At 70.9% G+C, this 18,703-nt stretch carries 16 protein-coding genes and 1 pseudogene; 12 read left to right on the plus strand and 5 right to left on the minus strand.

The features are described from left to right. Nucleotides 1-197: 197 nt before the first annotated feature. The gene (locus tag ACPPVT_RS08210) at nt 198-1,808 is read right to left on the minus strand and encodes a PucR family transcriptional regulator (protein ID WP_426566516.1); all 1,611 of its coding nucleotides are present in this window, start codon (nt 1,806-1,808) and stop codon (nt 198-200) included. 264 nt (nt 1,809-2,072) lie between these two features. On the opposite strand from ACPPVT_RS08210, the gene ACPPVT_RS08215 reads away from it, so the two are divergent. The 7 genes from ACPPVT_RS08215 to ACPPVT_RS08245 all read left to right on the plus strand — a co-directional run bounded on the left by ACPPVT_RS08215 (nt 2,073) and on the right by ACPPVT_RS08245 (nt 10,780). Continuing rightward, nucleotides 2,073-3,578, plus strand: a complete 1,506-nt coding sequence (locus tag ACPPVT_RS08215) for a gamma-aminobutyraldehyde dehydrogenase (protein WP_426566517.1) — start codon at nt 2,073-2,075, stop codon at nt 3,576-3,578. 38 nt (nt 3,579-3,616) lie between these two features. Next, complete coding sequence (locus ACPPVT_RS08220) at nt 3,617-4,828, plus strand: polyamine ABC transporter substrate-binding protein (protein WP_426566518.1); 1,212 nt, start codon at nt 3,617-3,619, stop codon at nt 4,826-4,828. A 2-nt stretch (nt 4,829-4,830) separates the two neighbouring features. Then, on the plus strand, nt 4,831-5,985 hold the full coding sequence (locus ACPPVT_RS08225) for an ABC transporter ATP-binding protein (RefSeq protein ID WP_426567092.1): 1,155 nt from the start codon (nt 4,831-4,833) through the stop codon (nt 5,983-5,985). After that, on the plus strand, nt 5,982-6,917 hold the full coding sequence (locus ACPPVT_RS08230) for an ABC transporter permease (protein WP_426566519.1): 936 nt from the start codon (nt 5,982-5,984) through the stop codon (nt 6,915-6,917). The genes ACPPVT_RS08225 and ACPPVT_RS08230 overlap by 4 nt, the downstream gene beginning before the upstream one ends. A 167-nt stretch (nt 6,918-7,084) precedes the next feature. After that, complete coding sequence (locus tag ACPPVT_RS08235) at nt 7,085-7,816, plus strand: ABC transporter permease (protein WP_426567093.1); 732 nt, start codon at nt 7,085-7,087, stop codon at nt 7,814-7,816. Further along, nucleotides 7,813-9,207, plus strand: coding sequence for an NAD(P)/FAD-dependent oxidoreductase (locus tag ACPPVT_RS08240; RefSeq protein ID WP_426566520.1), 1,395 nt, complete (start codon nt 7,813-7,815; stop codon nt 9,205-9,207). Before ACPPVT_RS08235 ends, ACPPVT_RS08240 begins: the two co-directional genes overlap by 4 nt. 79 nt (nt 9,208-9,286) lie before the next feature. Further along, entirely contained in the window at nt 9,287-10,780 is a 1,494-nt protein-coding gene (locus ACPPVT_RS08245) for a CoA-acylating methylmalonate-semialdehyde dehydrogenase (RefSeq protein WP_426566521.1), read from the plus strand. 64 nt (nt 10,781-10,844) lie between these two features. Here ACPPVT_RS08245 and ACPPVT_RS08250 read toward each other — a convergent pair whose 3' ends face one another. Continuing rightward, nucleotides 10,845-11,234, minus strand: a complete 390-nt coding sequence (locus ACPPVT_RS08250; RefSeq protein ID WP_426567094.1) for a bleomycin resistance protein — start codon at nt 11,232-11,234, stop codon at nt 10,845-10,847. A gap of 134 nt (nt 11,235-11,368) precedes the next feature. Between ACPPVT_RS08250 and speB the strand changes: the two genes are divergently transcribed. Beyond that, complete coding sequence (gene speB / locus ACPPVT_RS08255; RefSeq protein ID WP_426566522.1) at nt 11,369-12,400, plus strand: agmatinase; 1,032 nt, start codon at nt 11,369-11,371, stop codon at nt 12,398-12,400. A gap of 78 nt (nt 12,401-12,478) precedes the next feature. Beyond that, nucleotides 12,479-13,039, plus strand: coding sequence for a DinB family protein (locus ACPPVT_RS08260; protein ID WP_426566523.1), 561 nt, complete (start codon nt 12,479-12,481; stop codon nt 13,037-13,039). A 16-nt stretch (nt 13,040-13,055) separates the two neighbouring features. Here ACPPVT_RS08260 and ACPPVT_RS08265 read toward each other — a convergent pair whose 3' ends face one another. Both ACPPVT_RS08265 and ACPPVT_RS08270 read right to left on the minus strand, forming a co-directional pair. Continuing rightward, entirely contained in the window at nt 13,056-14,093 is a 1,038-nt protein-coding gene (locus tag ACPPVT_RS08265) for a P1 family peptidase (RefSeq protein ID WP_426566524.1), read from the minus strand. A 356-nt stretch (nt 14,094-14,449) separates the two neighbouring features. Next, nucleotides 14,450-14,821, minus strand: a pseudogene (locus tag ACPPVT_RS08270) (hypothetical protein); the annotation flags it as partial. 58 nt (nt 14,822-14,879) lie between these two features. On the opposite strand from ACPPVT_RS08270, the gene ACPPVT_RS08275 reads away from it, so the two are divergent. Then, nucleotides 14,880-16,097 carry a saccharopine dehydrogenase family protein gene (locus ACPPVT_RS08275; protein WP_426566525.1) on the plus strand — a complete coding sequence of 406 codons (1,218 nt, stop codon included), beginning with the start codon at nt 14,880-14,882 and terminating at the stop codon, nt 16,095-16,097. Between the two features lie 14 nt (nt 16,098-16,111). Here the strand turns inward: ACPPVT_RS08275 and ACPPVT_RS08280 are convergent, their stop codons facing one another. Further along, nucleotides 16,112-16,990, minus strand: coding sequence for a hypothetical protein (locus ACPPVT_RS08280; RefSeq protein WP_426566526.1), 879 nt, complete (start codon nt 16,988-16,990; stop codon nt 16,112-16,114). Nucleotides 16,991-17,111: 121 nt separating this feature from the next. Here ACPPVT_RS08280 and ACPPVT_RS08285 point away from each other — a divergent pair, with 121 nt between their 5' ends. Together ACPPVT_RS08285 and ACPPVT_RS08290 are read left to right on the plus strand one after the other, a co-directional pair. After that, nucleotides 17,112-18,041, plus strand: a complete 930-nt coding sequence (locus ACPPVT_RS08285) for a DUF4397 domain-containing protein (protein WP_426566527.1) — start codon at nt 17,112-17,114, stop codon at nt 18,039-18,041. Between the two features lie 11 nt (nt 18,042-18,052). Further along, nucleotides 18,053-18,703 (plus strand): class F sortase, encoded by a 651-nt coding sequence (locus ACPPVT_RS08290; RefSeq protein WP_426566528.1) that lies wholly within the window; start codon nt 18,053-18,055, stop codon nt 18,701-18,703.

An 18,703-nucleotide genomic window follows, 5' to 3' on the forward strand; every position in this document is an offset into this window, starting at 1 on the left:
AGGCCTACTTATGCAGGCGCAGAGCCCTCGAGAGGTAGCACTAGCTCTCGATAAGTCCGTGTATCACCGAAGCCGCTGCCAACACGCCGTCCATGACTCACCAGTCGAGAACTGATGCCACCTCTCCATGCGCAGGGCCCTGCATAAGTGGGCCCAACGCTGCCTAACGTGATCAACGGCAGAGGGGGCGGCGCGGCTCAGCGGGTGTCGCGAGCCAGCAGCGCCACGTGCAGCGCGAGGCAGGTCTCGACGTCGTCCAGGTCGGCGTCGAGCACCGACGCCAGCCGGGTGAGCCGGTCGTAGTACGCCGGGCGGGACAGGTGCATCGCCGCGGCGGCCGCCGACTTGTTGCGGCCGTTGGCCAGGTAGGTACGCAGCACAGACAGCAGGTCGTCGTCCCGGTCGAGCAGCGGACCCAGCTCGCGCTCGGTGAAGGTCTCGATCCGAGGGTCGTCGCGCAGCAGCGACAGCAGTCCGCGCACGCCCACGTCGTGCAGCCTCAGAAAACCGCTGACCCGCGGCAGGTGCGCGGCGGCGTCCGCGACCTGCTGGGCCTCGACGACGCTGCGGCGGGCGTCGCGCAGGCCGGCGACCACCGTGCCGGCCGCCAGCAGGAGCTGCTCGGCGCCGGCGGCGGGGATCCGATAGCGCACCACGCGCTCGATCGCCCGACCCAACGAGTCGAGCACCGTGGCGTCGTCGTCTCGCCGGTCCAACGCCACCAGCAGTCCGACGCTGCGGTCGTCGATCGCGCCGACCAGTGCGGCCGCGGACGCATCCCGGGCGGCCTGGGCGACCGCGTCCGCGAGGTCGCGCAGTCTGGCCTGCGTGGCGAGAGTCGTCGCCGAGCGGCCCTCCCGCCAGCGCACCACGGCGCCCAGCAGCCGGCGTCCGTCCAGCGTCACCCCGAGTGCCCGGGCGCGCAGCCCGATCTCGGCATCCGGGTGCTGGTGCTCCATCAGGGCGGTGAGCAGCGTGCGGTGTGTCTGGCGCTCCAGTCCCTCGCGATCGCGGGTGATCAACCGTTGCAGCGCCAACGTCGTCGCGGTGCGCTCGACCAGCATCAGGTCGTGCGGTCGCGGGTCGTCGGCATCCCGGACCAGCACGAGCCGCCCCCAGTCCTCGCCGCGCGCCCCGACGGTGGCGACCACCCAGCCGGACGCCGGGTCCACGCCCGCCCGCCCGGGGACCCGCACGGCCCGCGACCGCTGCTGCCACCGGGCCAGCAGCGCCGCCTCGTCCGCGCCCGCCGCGTCGTGCTCGACGACCAGGTGCCCTGGTGTCTCCAGGACGACCGGTGCGCCGGCCATCCGAGCGGCCTGCCGGACCACCTCGGCGGTGTCCGCGCCCTCCACGGCCAGCTCGGTGAACGTCTCGTGCAACGCCTGCGCCTGTCGCAGCGAGCTGATCTGCTCGTCGATCACCAGCGAGTGGACCGCCTCGGTCACCTCGATGAACGCCACCGGGCGGGTCAGCTCCACCAGGGGCAGGCCGAACTTGGCCGCTGCCCGCACCATGGCGGTCGGCAGCCGCCCGGCGTAGGCCCGGCCCAACTCGACCACCAGCCCGGCGACCGGCAGCGCGGCCAGGCCCTGCACGAAGGCCACGATGCCGTCGTCCGTGCGCGGCAGCGCGACCCCGGTGGTCAGGATCAGCTCGTCCCCGCGCAGCAGGTCGCCGATGTCGGCCACCTCGGCCACGTGGGCCCACCGCACCTGGTGGTCCAGGTGCTCGGCGCCGGCGACCACGTTCGGCTTGCCGGCGGCGAGCACCGGCAGCGCCAGCACGGTGCCCAGCGTGGGGAGCATGAGGGTCGCCTCCGAGTCGGGCGGACGCCCTCGACAGTGTGTCGCCTGGGCGGTCCGAGAGCAGTCACTCTGCATACCACGGTAGCGGGGACAGTGGGCGCTGGTACAACGGTGGTCGCTGGTCGTCGCCCAGTTCGACGCTAGATTTCGTTGAGGTAACGTGTTCAGACCACGAAATCACTTGAATAGCCTTGAATGGACCGAGGCGGCGTGTCAGGATCGGCGCACGAAGGGTTGCTCTCGAGTGCAGGACTAGGAGGTGGCGTGGCGGATTCGACCGGTGGTCACCAGTGGATCGACGGACGGCGCACCGCGCCGCTGAGCGACTCGGCGCCCGAGCACCCAGTGATCGACCCCTCGACCGACCGGGTCGTGCAGATCGTTGCGCTCGCTGGCGCGTCCGACGTGGACACCGCCGTCGACGTGGCGACCCGCGCCCAGCGCGACTGGGGTGCGGCCACCCCGGCGGAGCGCTCCACCGCCATGCATCGCTGGGCCGCCGAGCTGGACGCGGTGGCCGAGGAGCTCGCCCAGGTCGAGACCTCGCAGACCGGCAAGCCGATCCGGCTCAGCCGCGAGTTCGACGTCCCGGGCACCATCGACAACACCGCCTTCTTCGCCGGCGCCGCGCGGGTCCTCGAGGGCCGAGCAGCCGGGGAGTACTCGGCCGACCACACCTCTGCCGTCCGCCGCGAGCCGTTGGGCGTCGTCGGCTCGATCGCGCCGTGGAACTACCCGCTGCAGATGGCCGCCTGGAAGATGCTCCCCGCGGTGGCCGCCGGCAACGCGATCGTGCTCAAGCCCAGCGAGCTCACCCCGCTGACCACCCTGATGATGGCCGAGGCCGCCCAGCGCGCCGGCATCCCCGACGGTGTGGTCAACGTCGTCGTGGGCACCGGCCCGGACGTCGGCGAGCACCTCGTCTCACACCCGGGCGTGGCCATGGTGTCGTTCACCGGCAGCTCCGGGGTCGGGCAGCGGGTGATGGAGCTCGCGTCCCACACGGCCAAGCGGGTGCACCTCGAGCTCGGCGGCAAGGCACCGTTCGTGGTGTTCGACGACGCCGACCTCGAAGCCGCCGTGCACGGCGCGGTCGCCGGCTCGCTGATCAACACCGGGCAGGACTGCACCGCCGCCACCAGGGCGATCGTGCACCGCTCGCTGTTCGACGCCTTCGTCAGCGGCGTCGCGGACCTGATGGCCGCCGTCCGGCTCGGCGACCCGCGCGACCCGGCCACCGACCAGGGCCCGCTGATCAGCCGGGCCCACCAGGCCCGGGTCGCCGGGCACGTCGAGCGCGCCCGCGAGCTCGGCGCCAAGATCGTCTGCGGTGGTGAGGCGCCCGGCGGCGCGCTGGCCCACGGTGCGTACTACGCGCCGACGCTGGTTGCCGGGATCGACCGGACGGCGCCGATCTGGCACGACGAGGTGTTCGGGCCGGTCCTGGTCGCCGTCCCGTTCGACACCGACGACGAGGCGATCGAGCTGGCGAACGACACGCCCTACGGCCTGGCCGCCTCGGCCTGGACCAGGGACGTCGTGCGCGCCGGCCGGGCGACCCGCGAGATCCGCGCCGGCTGCGTCTGGGTCAACGACCACATCCCGATCATCAGCGAGATGCCGCACGGGGGCGTCAAGGCATCTGGCTTCGGCAAGGACATGAGCGTCTACTCGCTCGAGGAGTACACGAGCATCAAGCACGTGATGACCGACCAGACCGGCGTGGCGAGCAAACCCTGGCATCGCACCGTCTTCACCCACCAATCGTGACCCGACCCACCGCTGCCCATCCGGAAGGACCCCACCCCATGAGCCCCCGACCGACCCCCGACCCGATGAAGGTCGCACTGGCACGCGGCACGCTCAGCCGTCGCACCCTGCTCAGCTCGGTGGGCGCTTTCGGACTGGCCACGGCGCTGGCGTCCTGCGGCACCAAGGGCACGGCGACCAAGACCGCCGCGTCCGACCAGGCGGCCAAGGACCTTTCCGCCACCGAGAAGGTCGTGCACTGGTCGAACTGGCCGGAGTACATCGACGTCGACGACAAGACGCAGAAGCACCCGACGCTGGACGCCTTCGAGAAGCAGACCGGCATCAAGGTGACCTACGCCGAGGACTACAACGACAACGACGAGTTCTTCGCCAAGGTCAAGCCGCAGCTGCAGGCAGGCCAGGACACCGGCCGTGACGTGTGGTGCAGCACCGACTGGATGGTCGCCCGGCTGATCCGGCTGAACTGGGTGCAGAAGCTCGACAAGGCGAACATCCCGAACGCCAAGAACCTCGAGACGGCGCTCACCCAGGTCGAGTTCGACCCGGGTCGCGAGTACTCGCTGCCCTGGCAGAGCGGCTTCACGGGTATCGCCTACAACCCCAAGGCCACCGGCGGCAAGAAGATCGAGAGCATCGACCAGCTGCTGACCGACCCCTCGCTCAAGGGCAAGGTGACGCTGCTCACCGAGATGCGCGACACCGTCGGGCTGGTCCTGCTGGCCATGGGCAAGGACCCGGCCAACTTCACGGACGCCGACTTCAATGCCGCGATCGACGAGATCAAGAAGGCCAAGGACGCCGGGCAGCTGCGCGGGTTCACCGGCAACGAGTACGGCAAGCCGCTCGCGGCCGGCGACATCGCCGCCTGCATCGCCTGGACCGGCGACGTCGTCCAGCTGCAGGCCGACAACCCGGCGCTCGGCTACGTGCTGCCATCCACTGGGCACATGATCTGGTCCGACAACTTCGTGATCCCGAACCAGGCGCAGCACAAGAAGAACGCCGAGACGCTGATCAACTACTACTACGATCCGAAGGTGATGGCGGCGGTCGAGGACTACGTGAACTACATCTCGCCGGTGAAGGGTTCCAAGGCCGTCCTGCTCGCCGAGGACCCGGACGTCGCGAACAACCCGCTGATCTTCCCCAGCGACGCGGTGCTCGCCAAGTCGCACGTCTTCAAGGGCCTGACCGAGGCGCAGGAGACCCTGTACAACCAGAAGTTCCAGGCACTGATCGGGGCATGACAATGGCACAGATCAAGGAAGACCCCGGTGGGGACCTGCAGCTGCAGTCGCTCACCAAGCGGTTCGGCGACTTCGTGGCGGTGGACAACCTCGACCTGATCATCCCGCAGGGCTCGTTCTTCGCGTTGCTGGGACCGTCGGGCTGCGGCAAGACCACGACCCTGCGGATGGTCGCCGGACTCGAGCGGCCGACCGCGGGCACGGTGATGATCGGCGACCAGGACTACACCGAGGCCCGGCCGTACCAGCGCCCGGTCAACACCGTGTTCCAGAGCTACGCACTGTTCCCGCACCTGAACATCATCGAGAACGTCGAGTTCGGCCTGCGCCGGCGCGGCAAGAAGAACACCCGGACGACTGCGATGGAGGCGCTCGAGCTGGTCCAGCTCGCGCACCTGGCCGCGCGCCGTCCCGGTCAGCTGTCCGGTGGTCAGCAGCAGCGCATCGCCCTGGCCCGGGCCATCGTGAACCGCCCGTCCGTGCTGCTGCTCGACGAGCCGCTCGGAGCGCTCGACCTCAAGCTGCGACGGCAGATGCAGATCGAGCTCAAGCGGATCCAGCTCGAGGTCGGCCTGACGTTCGTGCACGTCACGCACGACCAGGAGGAGGCCATGACCATGGCCGACACCATCGCCGTGATGAACCAGGGCCTGATCGAGCAGCTCGGCGACCCGGCCACGCTGTACGAGCGCCCCAGCACGACCTTCGTGGCCAACTTTCTCGGGCAGTCGAACCTGTTGCCCGGCAAGGTGTCCGGCACAGATGGCGACGACCTGGTGATCGACGTCCAGGGCGACCGGCTGCGGCTGCCGCGCGCGCGCTGCGCGGCCAACGGCGGGGACGTCTGGTTCGGCGTCCGGCCTGAGAAGCTCGTGATCTGCGACGACAGCACCGCGGCCACCGGCAACCGGATCTCCGGTCTGGTCACCGACGCCTCGTTCACCGGCGTGTCCACCCAGTACCTGGTCAAGCTCGGCTGGGGCCAGGAGATCACCGTCGTGCAGCAGAACGACGGCACCGCGCCGCTGCGGCCGGGCGGCCAGGTGACGGTGCAGTGGGCGCCGCAGCACGGCTTCGCCCTCGACGCGGCGCAGGACGCGCACGCCGGTGAGGAGAACGAGGCCGGGGACGCCGTGCTGGCAGGCACCTCGTCATGACCGCCGTCGCGCACACTCCTGTCGCGCCGGGCGCCGGGCCACCTCCGGCGGACGTCGCCGAGGCGCCGGGCAGGCGCCGGCTGACGCCGTACCTGCTGCTGCTGCCGGGCATGCTCTGGCTGGCGATCTTCTTCGCCATCCCGATGGTCTTCCTGGCCTCGACTTCGCTGCAGACCGGTTCGCTGGAGCAGGGCTACGCCCTGACCTGGAACTTCCAGACCTATGTGGACGCCCTGCAGAACTACTGGCCGCAGTTCCTGCGCTCGTTCGGCTACGCGGCGTCCGCCACGATCGCCGGTGCGCTGATCGGCTACCCGCTCGCCTATGCGATCGCCTTCAAGTCGGGCAAGTGGAAGAACTTCCTGCTGGTGCTCGTCATCGCACCGTTCTTCACCAGCTTCCTGATCCGGACGCTGGCCTGGCAGACCATCCTGTCCAACAGCAGCCCGGTCGTGAAGTTCTTCCAGGTCACGCACCTGATCGACCTGCTGCAGTTCCTGGGGCTGACCAGCAACGACCAGCTGATGGCGTCCAAGTTCGCCGTCATCGCCGGTCTGACGTACAACTTCCTGCCGTTCATGGTGCTGCCGCTGTACGCCAGCCTGGAGCGGCTCGACCCGCGCCTGCTGGAGGCGGCCGGCGACCTGTACGCCTCGCCGTTCACCGGGTTCCGGAAGATCACGTTCCCGCTGTCCCTGCCCGGCCTGGTCGCCGGCACGCTGCTCACCTTCATCCCCGCCGCCGGCGACTACATCAACTCCAAGCTGCTGGGGAGCACGAACACCACCATGATCGGCCAGGTCATCGACGGACAGTTCCTGCGCGTGCTCGACTACCCGACGGCGGCAGCCCTGTCCTTCGTGCTGATGCTGTCCATCGTGCTGCTGGTGTCCATCTACATCCGCCGCGCCGGGACGGAGGAGCTGGTCTGATGAGCGACCTCGACCCCCTGATGACGCTGCTGATGGTCGTGCTCGTCGTGGCGAACATCGCCGTGCTGGGCTTCCTGCTGGTCCGGGCCAAGGTCCGCGGGCAAGGACCGGTGTCGTGGCTCCGGGAGCACGTGATCGTGCTGATCGCCGCGCTCGTGTTCCAGTACATGCTGCTGCCGAACGTCGTCGTGATCCTGTTCTCGTTCAACAAGCCCAACGGGCGCTTCAACTACGAGTGGACCAAGTTCTCCCTCGACGCGTGGCTGCACCCCTGCGCGGCGCCAGGCATGTGCCAGTCCCTGACGCTCAGCCTGCGGATCGGCCTGCTGGCCACCATCATCGCGACCGTGCTGGGCACGCTGGTGGCGTTCGCCCTGGCCCGCCACCGCTTCCGCGGCCGGGCCGGCACGAACCTGCTGATCTTCCTGCCGATGGCCACGCCCGAGGTCGTCATGGGCTCCAGCCTGCTGACCCTGTTCGTCGGGATCGGCATCCCGCTGGGTTCGACGACGATCCTGATCGCGCACATCATGTTCTGCATGTCGTTCGTCGTGGTCACCGTCAAGGCCCGCATCTCCGGGCTGGACGCGCGGCTGGAGCAGGCCGCGATGGACCTGTACGCCAACGAGCGGCAGACCTTCATGCGGGTCACGCTGCCCCTGGTGGCACCGGGAATCGCGGCCGCGGCGCTGCTGTCGTTCTCGCTCTCGTTCGACGACTACATCATCACGAACTTCAACGCGAGCTCGTCGTCGGTCACCTTCCCGATGTTCATCTGGGGTGCGGCCAGCCGCGGGACGCCAGTGCAGATCAACGTGATCGGCACCCTGATGTTCGTGCTGGCGCTCGCCGCCGTGGGTGGTGCGCAGCTGGTGAGCGGGCGCCGCAAGCGGGTATGAGCGGGTTGCGGCTGGCCGGTGCGTCGTCCACGCCGTTCTGGCTGGACCAGCCGCAGCGGCCGCCGGGCCGCCCTGCACAGGGCGGTGACCTGCGCGCCGACCTCGTGGTGGTCGGCGGTGGGCTGACCGGCCTGTGGGCCGCCTTGCTGGCGCTGCAGGAACAGCCCGGTCGCGACGTCCTCGTGCTGGACGGCCACCGGCTGGCCTGGGCCGCGTCCGGGCGCAACGGCGGGTTCTGCTCGGCGTCGATCACCCACGGGATCTCCAACGGCCTCGAGCGGTGGCCGGACGAGATGGCTCTACTGACCCGGCTCGGGCTGGAGAACCTGGACGGCATCGAGCGCGCCATCGCGCAGTACGGCATCGACTGCGGGTTCCGGCGCAGCGGCGAGCTGGACGTGGCCGTCGAGCCCTGGCAGCTCGAGGGGCTGGCCGAGGAGCACGAGGCCGCCGGTCGGCTGGGGCTGTCGTCCGAGCTGCTGGACGCCGCCCAGACCCGGGCGCTGGTCGACTCGCCCACGTACCTCGGCGCGCGGCTTGAGCGCGACAGCGTCGCGATGGTCGACCCGGCCCGGCTGGTCTGGGGGCTGGCGGACGCGGTGGAGGGCCTGGGCGGACGGATCCACGAGTCGACCCGGGTGCTCGACGTCCACGACCTCGGCCCCGAGGGGATCCTCGTCCGGACCCCGGCGGGCAGCGTCCGTGCCCGCCAGGTGGTTCTAGGCACCAACGTCTTCCCCTCGCCGGTGCGCCGGTACCGCCCGTACCTGGTCCCGGTCTGGGACCACGTCCTGGTCACCGAGCCGTTGCCGCCCGACGTCGTCGCCGGCCTGCGCTGGGACCAGCGGATGGGGGTCGGGGACAGCGGCAACCAGTTCCACTACTACCGGCTCACCGACGACGACCGCCTGCTGTTCGGCGGGTATGACGCCCTGTACTACTTCGGCAACGACCTGACCGGTCGGCGAGCCCGCAACGAGCAGACCGAGCAGGTGCTGGCCGAGCACCTGTTGACCACCTTTCCGTCGCTGGACGGCGTGCGCGTCACTCACACCTGGGGCGGCGCGATCGACACCTGCACGAGATTCTGCGCGTTCTGGGGGCTGACCCACGGCGGCCGGGTCGCGGCCGTTCAGGGGTACACCGGCCTCGGCGTCGGCGCGAGCCGCTTCGGTGCGCAGGTCTGCCTCGACCTGCTGGCCGGCCGGCAGAACGAGCGGACGTCGCTGGAGATGGTGCGCCGCAAGCCGCTGCCGTTCCCGCCCGAGCCGTTCCGCTGGACCGGCATCCAGCTGACCCGGCGGGCGATCGCGCGGGCCGACGCGGCGGACGGGCGGCGCGGTCCGTGGCTGCGCACCCTGGACAGGCTCGGCCTGGGCTTCGACTCCTGACAGGTTGGGCGGCTCAGGCGGCCAGCCCGCGACAGGGTGTCAGTCCCGCGGCGCGAGCTCGCCGCCCAGACTGGGACGCATGACGAACCGCATCACGCACTGGATCGACGGCAAGCCCTTCGGCGGCACCACCGAGCGCAGCGGGGAGGTCTACGACCCCGCGACGGGTCAGGTCACCGGTGCCGTGGACCTCGCCGACGATGCCACCGTCGACCTCGCCGTCGCCTGCGCCAGCGTGGCCGCCGAGGCCTGGGGCCAGTCGTCCCTGGCGGCCCGCAGCAAGGTGCTCTTCCGGTTCCGCACGCTGCTGGACGAGCGCAAGGACGACGTCGCAGCACTGATCACTGCCGAGCACGGCAAGGTGCTCTCCGACGCGGCCGGCGAGGTGCAGCGTGGGCTCGAGGTCGTCGAGTTCGCCTGCGGCATACCGCACCTGCTCAAGGGCGGCTTCAGCGAGAACGTGTCGACCAAGGTGGACGTCTACTCGATCCGCCAGTCGCTCGGGGTTGTCGCGGTCATCTCGCCGTTCAACTTCCCGGCGATGGTGCCGCTGTGGTTCGTGCCGATCGCGATCGCGGCCGGCAACGCGGTGGTGCTCAAGCCGAGCGAGAAGGACCCCTCGGCGTCCGTGCTGCTGGCCGAGCTGCTGGCCGAGGCAGGCTTGCCTGCCGGTGTCTTCACCGTGCTGCACGGGGACAAGGTCGCGGTCGACCGGCTGCTCGACCATCCCGACGTCGCGGCCGTCTCGTTCGTGGGGTCGACGCCGATCGCACGCTACGTCTACGAGAAGGGCACCCAGGCCGGCAAGCGGGTGCAGGCCCTCGGCGGGGCGAAGAACCACATGCTGGTGCTGCCGGACGCCGACCTCGACCTGGCCGCGGACGCCGCGGTCAACGCGGGCTTCGGCTCGGCCGGGGAGCGCTGCATGGCCATCTCCGCGCTGGTCGTCGTGGACTCCGTGGCGGACGACCTGGTGGCTCGGATCCGTGACCGGGTCGCGATGCTGCGCACCGGTGACGGACGTCGCGGCTGCGACATGGGGCCGCTGGTCACCGGCCAGCACCGGGACAAGGTCGCCTCCTACGTGGCGGCGGGCGCCGAGGCCGGCGCCACCGTCGTGGTCGACGGCCGCGAGGGCGAGTTCGACGGTGCGGCAGAGGGCTTCTGGCTCGGCCCGACCCTGCTGGACCACGTGACGCCCCAGATGTCGGTGTACACCGACGAGATCTTCGGGCCGGTGCTGTCCGTCGTCCGGGTCGAGTCGTACGACGAGGGTCTGGCGCTGATCAACGACAACCCGTACGGCAACGGCACGGCGATCTTCACCAACGACGGGGGAGCGGCCCGCCGGTTCCAGAACGAGGTGCAGGTCGGCATGATCGGGGTCAACGTGCCGATCCCGGTGCCGGTGGCCCAGTACTCGTTCGGCGGGTGGAAGCACTCGCTGTTCGGCGACTCGCACGCGTACGGCGAGGACGGCGTGCACTTCTTCACCCGCGGCAAGGTCGTCACCTCGCGCTGGCTAGACCCGAGCCACGGCGGCCTCAACCTGGGCTTCCCGCAGAACACCTGACCCTTCCCCCGCACTTGTGATGAGTTGTCGGGGTCTCAGCCGCACCTGAGACCCCCACAACCCGTCACGAGTCGGCGGTCTGGGTCGACGGGTGGTGGCCGGGCAGCCAGGAGCCGTAGCGCAGCAGGTTGCCGTCAGGGTCGACGTAGGCGCCCTCGCGCAGCCCGTACGGCGTGTCGGACGGCGCGTGGTGGCGACCCGCGATGCCCGCCGTCGTCCACTCCTGATGCAGTGCGTCCGCGTCCGAGACGTAGAGGTAGACCATCACGGACGAGGTCTTCGGGTCGTGGAACGTCGACTGCGCGAGGTGGAACGACACGTCGTCCCGATCGGCGAACCCGTACTCGTCCGGGCCCTCGTACGGCGAGGTGCGAAATCCCATGCGGGAGTAGCGGTCCAGGGCGCCAGACAGGTCACGGACCGGCAGGATCGGCGCCACGCTGTTGAACATCACCATGTCCCGAGCCTAGGCCGCCGACCTGATTCGACCAGGTCCCTTCGCGGGTGTGACGAATGTGACGGCAGGTGCGCCGACGACACGGGACCCGGTCGGATCTCGTCGCCGTTCAGACACCTAGGCTGAGTCGCATGACGCGCTACGGCCAGCAGTATGGACCGGACTTCACCTTCCTCGGGGTCGATCGCTGCGACCTCGACGACCCGGCCAGCTACGCCGACGCGGACGTCGTGATCCTCGGAGCGCCGTTCGACGGTGGCACCTCGCACCGGCCCGGCACCCGGTTCGGGCCGCAGGCGATCCGGATGACCGACTACCTCGCGCACGATGGTTCGCGCCCCAGCCTGGCGCTGCGCACGGACGGTCTGGTCGACCTCAAGGTGGTCGACGCGGGCGACGTGGAGATGTACTCCGGTGACATCGAGGTCGCGCTGCCCGCACTGGAGGCCGCGGTCGAGCGGGTCACCCGCGCCGGAGCGATCCCGGTGGTCCTCGGCGGCGACCACTCGATCGCCTTCCCGGACGCCAAGGGTGTGGCCAACGTGCTCGGGCACGGCCGCATCTCGATGCTCCACTTCGACGCGCACGCCGACACCGGCGACATCGAGTTCGGCTCGCTGTGGGGGCACGGTCAGCCGATGCGCCGGCTGATCGAGTCCGGAGCGCTGCGCGGCGACCGGTTCCTGCAGATCGGGCTGCGCGGCTACTGGCCGCCGCCGGCGACGCTGGACTGGATGGCCGCGCAGTCCATGCGTTCCTACGAGATGACCGAGATCGGCCACCGCGGCCTGGACGTCTGCCTGAGCGAGGCGTTCGAGACCGCTATGGACGACTGCGACGGGGTTTTCCTGTCGGTCGACATCGACGTCTGCGACCCCGGCCACGCGCCCGGCACCGGTACTCCCGAGCCAGGCGGACTCAGCGCCCGACAACTGTTGGACGCTGTGCGCCGCATTTGCCTCGAGCTGCCCGTGGTCGGCGTCGATGTCGTCGAGGTCAGCCCGCCGTACGACCACGCGGATATCACCGCGGCGCTGGCCAACCGGGTCGTCCTGGAGTCGCTGAGCGCGATCGCCCGACGCAGGCAGGACGCCCGCGACGGCACGAGCTGGGATCCCTCGCAGCCGTTGCTGGCGAACCGTCCGTTGCCCGGCGAGCGCTGACCGAGGACGGCGGTGGTGCCGCAAGCATCGTCACCGCTGCGGTCAAGAACTGACCGCAATTGGCTCTAGCGTGGAGGCATGACGCAGAACACCGCACCCTCCCAGAACTCCGCCGTCGACACCGCGCAGCGGGCCGAGCTCGTCGAGGCGCTGCGCAAGCACCGCGACCTGTTCCGGTTCACTGTGCAGGGCCTCACCGACGAGCAGGCCCGGCTCACCCCGACGGTCAGCAGCCTCAGCCTCGGTGGCCTGGTCAAGCACGTGACGGCGGTCGAGGGCCAGTGGGCCAGCTTCGTGGTCGATGGCCCGGCCCCGGCGCACGTGGACTGGGCGAACGTGGACTGGTCGAACCCGCCGCCGGAGGTGCAGGCGTACGCCGACGGCTTCCGCATGCTCGAAGGCGAGACCCTCGCCGGGCTGCTCGCCGCCTACGACGAGGTCGCCCGCGCCACCGACGAGCTGGTCGGGACTGTCGACCTGGACGCCCGCCAGCCGCTCCCGCAAGCTCCGTGGTTCGAGCCCGGCGCGACCTGGAGCGCGCGCCGCGTGTTCACCCACGTGGTGGCCGAGACAGCCCAGCACGCCGGCCACGCCGACATCCTGCGCGAGACCATCGACGGGCAGAAGTCGATGGGCTGAACCGGCCGCTGCCCGTTCACCCGCCGAGCAGCTCCTCGCGGTACGACGGCCAGCGTCCGGCAGCGGTCTCGACGGACTCCGCCGCGAGCACGGCGTGTACGACGGCCCGGGTGGTGCAATCCGCAGCTGCCGTGAGCAGGTCGTGCAACCCGAACCTCGACGGTTCGGGCCGCCGAGCCGTCGACAACGCGAACGCGGTGTCGCCGTCGAACATCGTGTGCACCGGCGAGATCGCGCGCGCCAGCCCGTCGTGCGCGATGCCGGCAACCTTCGCGCATCGGGACTTGGGCAAGGTGGCGTCGGTGGCGATCACGACCAGCGTGGTGGCCAGCGGCTCGGGCGGCATCATCGCCCGACGCAACGCCTCCACCCGCTCCAGGTGCCGTTGCAGCGCAGCAGGTTCAGGTCGGGCCGGCGGCTCCACCAGCAGGTGCCGCGCCCCCCACAGCTCGCCCGTTCTCGGGTCCAGCACCGACCCGACCGCGTTGACGACCACCAGGGCAGCGACCGTCGTCCCGTCGTCCAGCAGCTGGCTGGCCGACCCGACCCCGCCCTTCAGCCCGCCCGCGAGGGCGCCGGTCCCGGCGCCCAGATTTCCCTGCCGCACAGCGGTTTCACCCGCCGCCGTCCAGGCATCCGTACAGGCCAGGCGACCCGACTCGGGGCCGGGCCGGGCGCGGACGTCGCCACCGCGCCCCAGGTCGAAGATCACCGCCGCCGGAACGATCGGCACGACACCGGCCGGCCCGACCGGGTAGCCGATCCCGGCGTCCTCCAGGGCGGACATCACGCCGTCCGCCGCGCTCAGGCCGTAGGCGCTGCCGCCGGTCAGCAGCACGGCGTGCACGCGCTCGTTGCCGTGCAACGGGTTGAGCAGGTCGGTCTCTCGCGTGCCGGGGCCGCCACCGCGGACGTCGACCCCGCCGACGGCGCCGTCCGGGTCGGTCAGCACGACCGTCGAGCCGGTCAGCCACCCCTCGCCGTGATGCGTGCAGTGCCCGACCCGCACCCCGGGGACGTCGACCAGCGAGTCGGTGGGCCCGATGGCCGTCACGACGGCGTGGGGTCGTCGCGGTCGTCCTCCTCGCGGACGGGCAGCCCGACGATCTCGCGGGCGTCCACGGCTCGTTCGCCGGGCGGGAGGTTGGACAGGTCCGGCGAGATCACGGTCGGCATCTTCCCCGAGTCCGGCAGGCCGACGTGCGGGACCACGCCGGCGCCGGGCGCGAGCACCAGCTCGGCCTGGCCGCGGGTCAGCGTGCGCCCGGCGAAGTAGTCCGGGCGGATGCGGGCATAGATCTCCATCAGCACGACGCCTAGCACCAGGGAGCCGACGCCGAGCAGGAAGACGCCGCCGATGCCGAACAGCGTCGTCTCGCCGTAGTCGCTCTGCGAGTAGAGCTTCGCGGCGATGATGAAGGCACCGAGCAGCATGATCCCGCCGAGCAGCGGCAGCACCCACCCGACGCGCGCGCCGAAGGCCCTGGCCGCCCAGGTGAAGGTGGTCCCGCAGTCCGGCTCGGCCTTGTTGAGCTCGGCGTAGGCGACGGCGATGAAGTACATCGGGACGAACGCCAGCAGCATGATCGCGGGGGCCTTCACCCCCACGATGCCGCTGCCCGCAGTGGTCGCCACGACCAAGCCCAGGCTCGCCGCCAGGCTGTACGCCGGTGCCGTGCTGGACATGCCGATCACGACGCTGGAGACCAGGCCGAGTGCGCCGCCCTTGAGCCCCTTGTTGCCGGACTCAGCGCTGTTCACGCTGATCGTGGCCTCGCTCATGGCGACCTCCGCTGTTGGGCCCGCCCCGACTGTACGGCGACAGGGCTACGGTTCGATCATGCGCATCCTGCTGGTCGGGTCCGGCGGCGTGGGGGACGCCTTCGCCCGCATCGCCGTCCGCCGTACGTTCTTCGAGCTGCTCGTGGTCGCGGACTACGACCTGGCCCGGGCCGAGCGCACGGTCGCGGCGGTTGCCGACCCGAGGGTGGTCGCTGCCCGCGTCGACGCGTCGTCCGCGTCGTCGGTCAGTGAGCTGGCTCGGGGCCACGCCGTCACCCACGTGATGAATGCGGTCGACCCGCGGTTCGTGATGCCCGTGTTCGAGGGGGCGTTCGCGGCCGGCGCCGACTACCTGGACATGGCGATGAGCCTGTCGCACCCGCACCCCGAGCACCCGCACAGCCAGACCGGCGTGATGCTCGGCGCCGAGCAGTTCGCGGTCGCCGGGCAGTGGGAGTCGGCCGGTCGGTTGGCGTTGGTGGGTATCGGGGTTGAGCCGGGACTGTCCGACGTGTTCGCCCGCTACGCGCAGGACCACCTGTTCGCCCAGGTCGACGAGCTCGGCACCCGGGACGGCTCGAACCTCACCGTGGACGGGTACGAGTTCGCGCCCTCCTTCTCGATCTGGACGACGATCGAGGAGTGCCTGAACCCGCCGGTGATCTGGGAGGCGGGCCGGGGCTGGTTCACCACGGCGCCGTTCAGCGAACCCGAGGTCTTCGACTTCCCGGACGGCATCGGGCCGGTCGAGTGCGTCAACGTGGAGCACGAGGAGGTGCTGCTGATGCCGCGCTGGCTCGAGGCGAAGCGGGTCACCTTCAAGTACGGCCTCGGCGCGGAGTTCATCGACGTGCTGCGCACGCTGCACAAGCTCGGTCTGGACTCCACCGTTCCGGTACGCGCCGGTGGCGTCGAGGTCAGCCCGCGCGACGTGGTGGCCGCCTGCCTGCCGGACCCGGCGGGGCTCGGCGACCGGATGCACGGCAAGACGTGCGCGGGTCTGTGGGTCACCGGCACCGGCAAGGACGGCAACCCGCGCGAGGTGTACCTGTACCACGTGGTCGACAACGACTGGTCGATGGCGCAGTACGGCGCACAGTGCGTGGTGTGGCAGACCGCGGTGAACCCGGTGGTCGCCCTGGAGCTGCTGGCGGCCGGGACCTGGTCCGGCGCCGGCGTGCTCGGGCCCGAGGCGTTCGACGCGGTGCCGTTCCTGGAGCTGCTGCGGGACGGTTACGGCTCGCCCTGGGGGATGCGCGAGCAGGTGCCGGGGTAGCCCTGGGCGGACGCTCAGCTCGGCAGGTCCACCTGGGCCAGCGCGTAGCTGGTCGCGGCGGCCAGCTCGGCCGTGGTGCGCCACCTGCCCTCTGACTGCACGGCGCAGGTCGCGGCCTTCGGGCCCGCGGCCGGGCAGACCAGGTTGCGGATGTCGGTGTCGTGGCCGCGCAGGTGGATCGTCAGGGCCAGGCCGGCCTGGCTGCGCGCGGTGATCGGCGCGATCGCGGTCAGCGCGCGCCCGGCCGTGGACGGTGTGGACCGGACCGTGCTGCCGACCAGCAGGTAGTGCAGGACGACGAGGTTGCTGCCGGCGGGCAGCGCCACCGTGACCGGGGTGACGCCGACCCGGTTCGGCGACCCCACTACCTGCCCGTTCGCGGTCGCGTTGACGCTCAACGCCTGCGGCCCGTCGAGCTGGGACGGCTTGGCGCCTGGCGGCGTCGCGTTGGACGGGACGGCGAGCACGAGGTTGCGCGTCTGTGGTGACAGCGTGACCGTCTCGGTGACGTCGGCCGTGCCGTCGCTCTGCACCGTCGCGGACAGCTCGATCCCGTCCGCCGCAACGACTTCGTCCTCGCCGGTGCTCAACGGCGGCATGAGCCGTTCCGGCAACGGCGGCGGGACGTTGATCGCGTCGGCCGGCCCGGCACGGTTCGCCGTACCCGCCGACTGCTGGTCGCCGGTTCCGGTTCTGAGCATCAGCGCGGTCAGCGGTGCGAGCACGAGCAGCAGCACCACGAGGGTCCCGCCAGCCACGAGCAACCGGGCGCGCCGAGGCTCAGGATTCGGGTACGTCGCGGGTGCGGCGACAAGGACGTCCTGGGGGTCCCTGCGGGCAAGTCGACGGGGCAGCGGTACGTGACCAGCCGCGCGGTCGATCCAGCCAAACATGCGCACCCTCCTTACTCTGGGCAACTGTCGCACGCTCGGCAACTGGACGGTACCCTCCAAAACATCGGATCCGCGACGGAGCGTGATCATCGGGGCCGGCGCCTGCGAGGTGCGTGTGAACATGATCGAACACAGCCTGACCAATCGAGCCGGGACGTCAGGACGGCGTCGACGCCGGTCGGCCCGCGCCGCAACGGTGTTGGCCGTTCTGTGCCCCATCCTGCTGGCTGGCGCCGGCCCGGCGTCCGCCTCGACGGTGGCCCGGGTCTACGTCCTGAACGGGCTGCCCGGCACAAACCTTGCGATCGCCGTGGACGGCCACAAGGTCGACTCCTCCGCGCATGCGACGGACGTCGTCGGGCCGCTGGGCGTGACCGCCGGCAAGCACACGATCACCTTCCTGTCCTCGAACGGGTCGACGCTCGCGCGGGCCACCTTGGACGCGCAGGCCGGAGCCACCAGCGACGTCGTCGTGCATCGCCAGGTGGGTGCCACCACCACGCCGGAGGTCACGGTGTTCGCCGACGACGTGACGAAGGCGCCCTCCGGGCAGGGCCGGGTCACCGTGGCGCACGTGGCCGCGATCGGACCGGCCGACATCCGGGTGAACGGCAAGGTCATCTTCGCCAACGTCGCGAACGGCGAGTTCAGCAGCGTCAAGGTGCCGTCCGGCACCTATCAGGTGGACGTCGTCCCCACCGGGACGAGCGGGCCGGGAGTCCTAGGCCCGCTGCCCCTGACCGTGAAGGCCGGGACGCTGACCCGGGTGTACGCCATCGGAGACACCAGCGACAACTCGATGAATGCGATGGCGCACGTGGTCGCGCTAGGGGCCCCGGCGAGCGACCCCAAGATGGTCGAGTCGGGGACCGGTGGGCAGGCCGCCGCGGCCGGCCTCACCACAGGGCCGGTCGGCTCGCTCGACCAGCGGTCCGGCCCCGGGCCCGAGGTCTGGTGGACTGCGACCGGCTCGGCGTTCCTTGCCGCTGTCGCGCTGCTGCTTGCTCGGCGACGGATCCGGCTGCCCGCTCGAGCGCGCAGCCGGGAGTGACCCGGCTGCCGATGCCTGCCGCGACCATGCCGGCCGCGGCGGTGTGCGTCGGGCTCGTGGTGGCGCTGTCCGGCTGTGCCGCGGCGCCGGGTCCGGCTGCCGCGGCACCCGCCCAGGCTGCGCAGTCCGGGTCCACAGCCGTTGCGCCGCAACGCGATGGCGCCGCCCGGCAGGGCGTCCCGGCGCCCAGCCAGCTGCGCACGGCGGCGCCGAGCCTGCTGGTTCTGCCCGGCAACCACCGGATGCGGGTCACCGAGGTGGGGACGGATGCCGACGGTCGGCTGACCGTCCCGGACGACGTGCATGTGGCGGGCTGGTGGTCGTCGGGAGCCAGGATCGGCGACCCGTTCGGCTCGATGGTGCTGGTCGGGCACATCGACGACGCGCAGCAGGGGATCGGCGAGATGGCGGCACTGCTGACCGCCCGCCCCGGTGACCGGGTGCGGGTCAGCGGCTCGAGCCTGAGCCAGACCTATCGGGTCACCGACGTGCGCCGCCTGCTGAAGGCGGAGCTGACCACCACCCTGGTGGGCGGCTCCACCGTGTTCGACCAGCGGGTGCCCGGCCGGCTGGTCCTGGTCACCTGCTCGGGACCGTTCGATCCGGTGTCGCGCCACTACCGGGACAACCAGGTGGCGGTCGCGACGCCGGTCGACAGCTGA

It is taken from the genome of Angustibacter sp. McL0619, assembly GCF_049994355.1.
GTDB lineage: Bacteria > Actinomycetota > Actinomycetes > Actinomycetales > Angustibacteraceae > Angustibacter.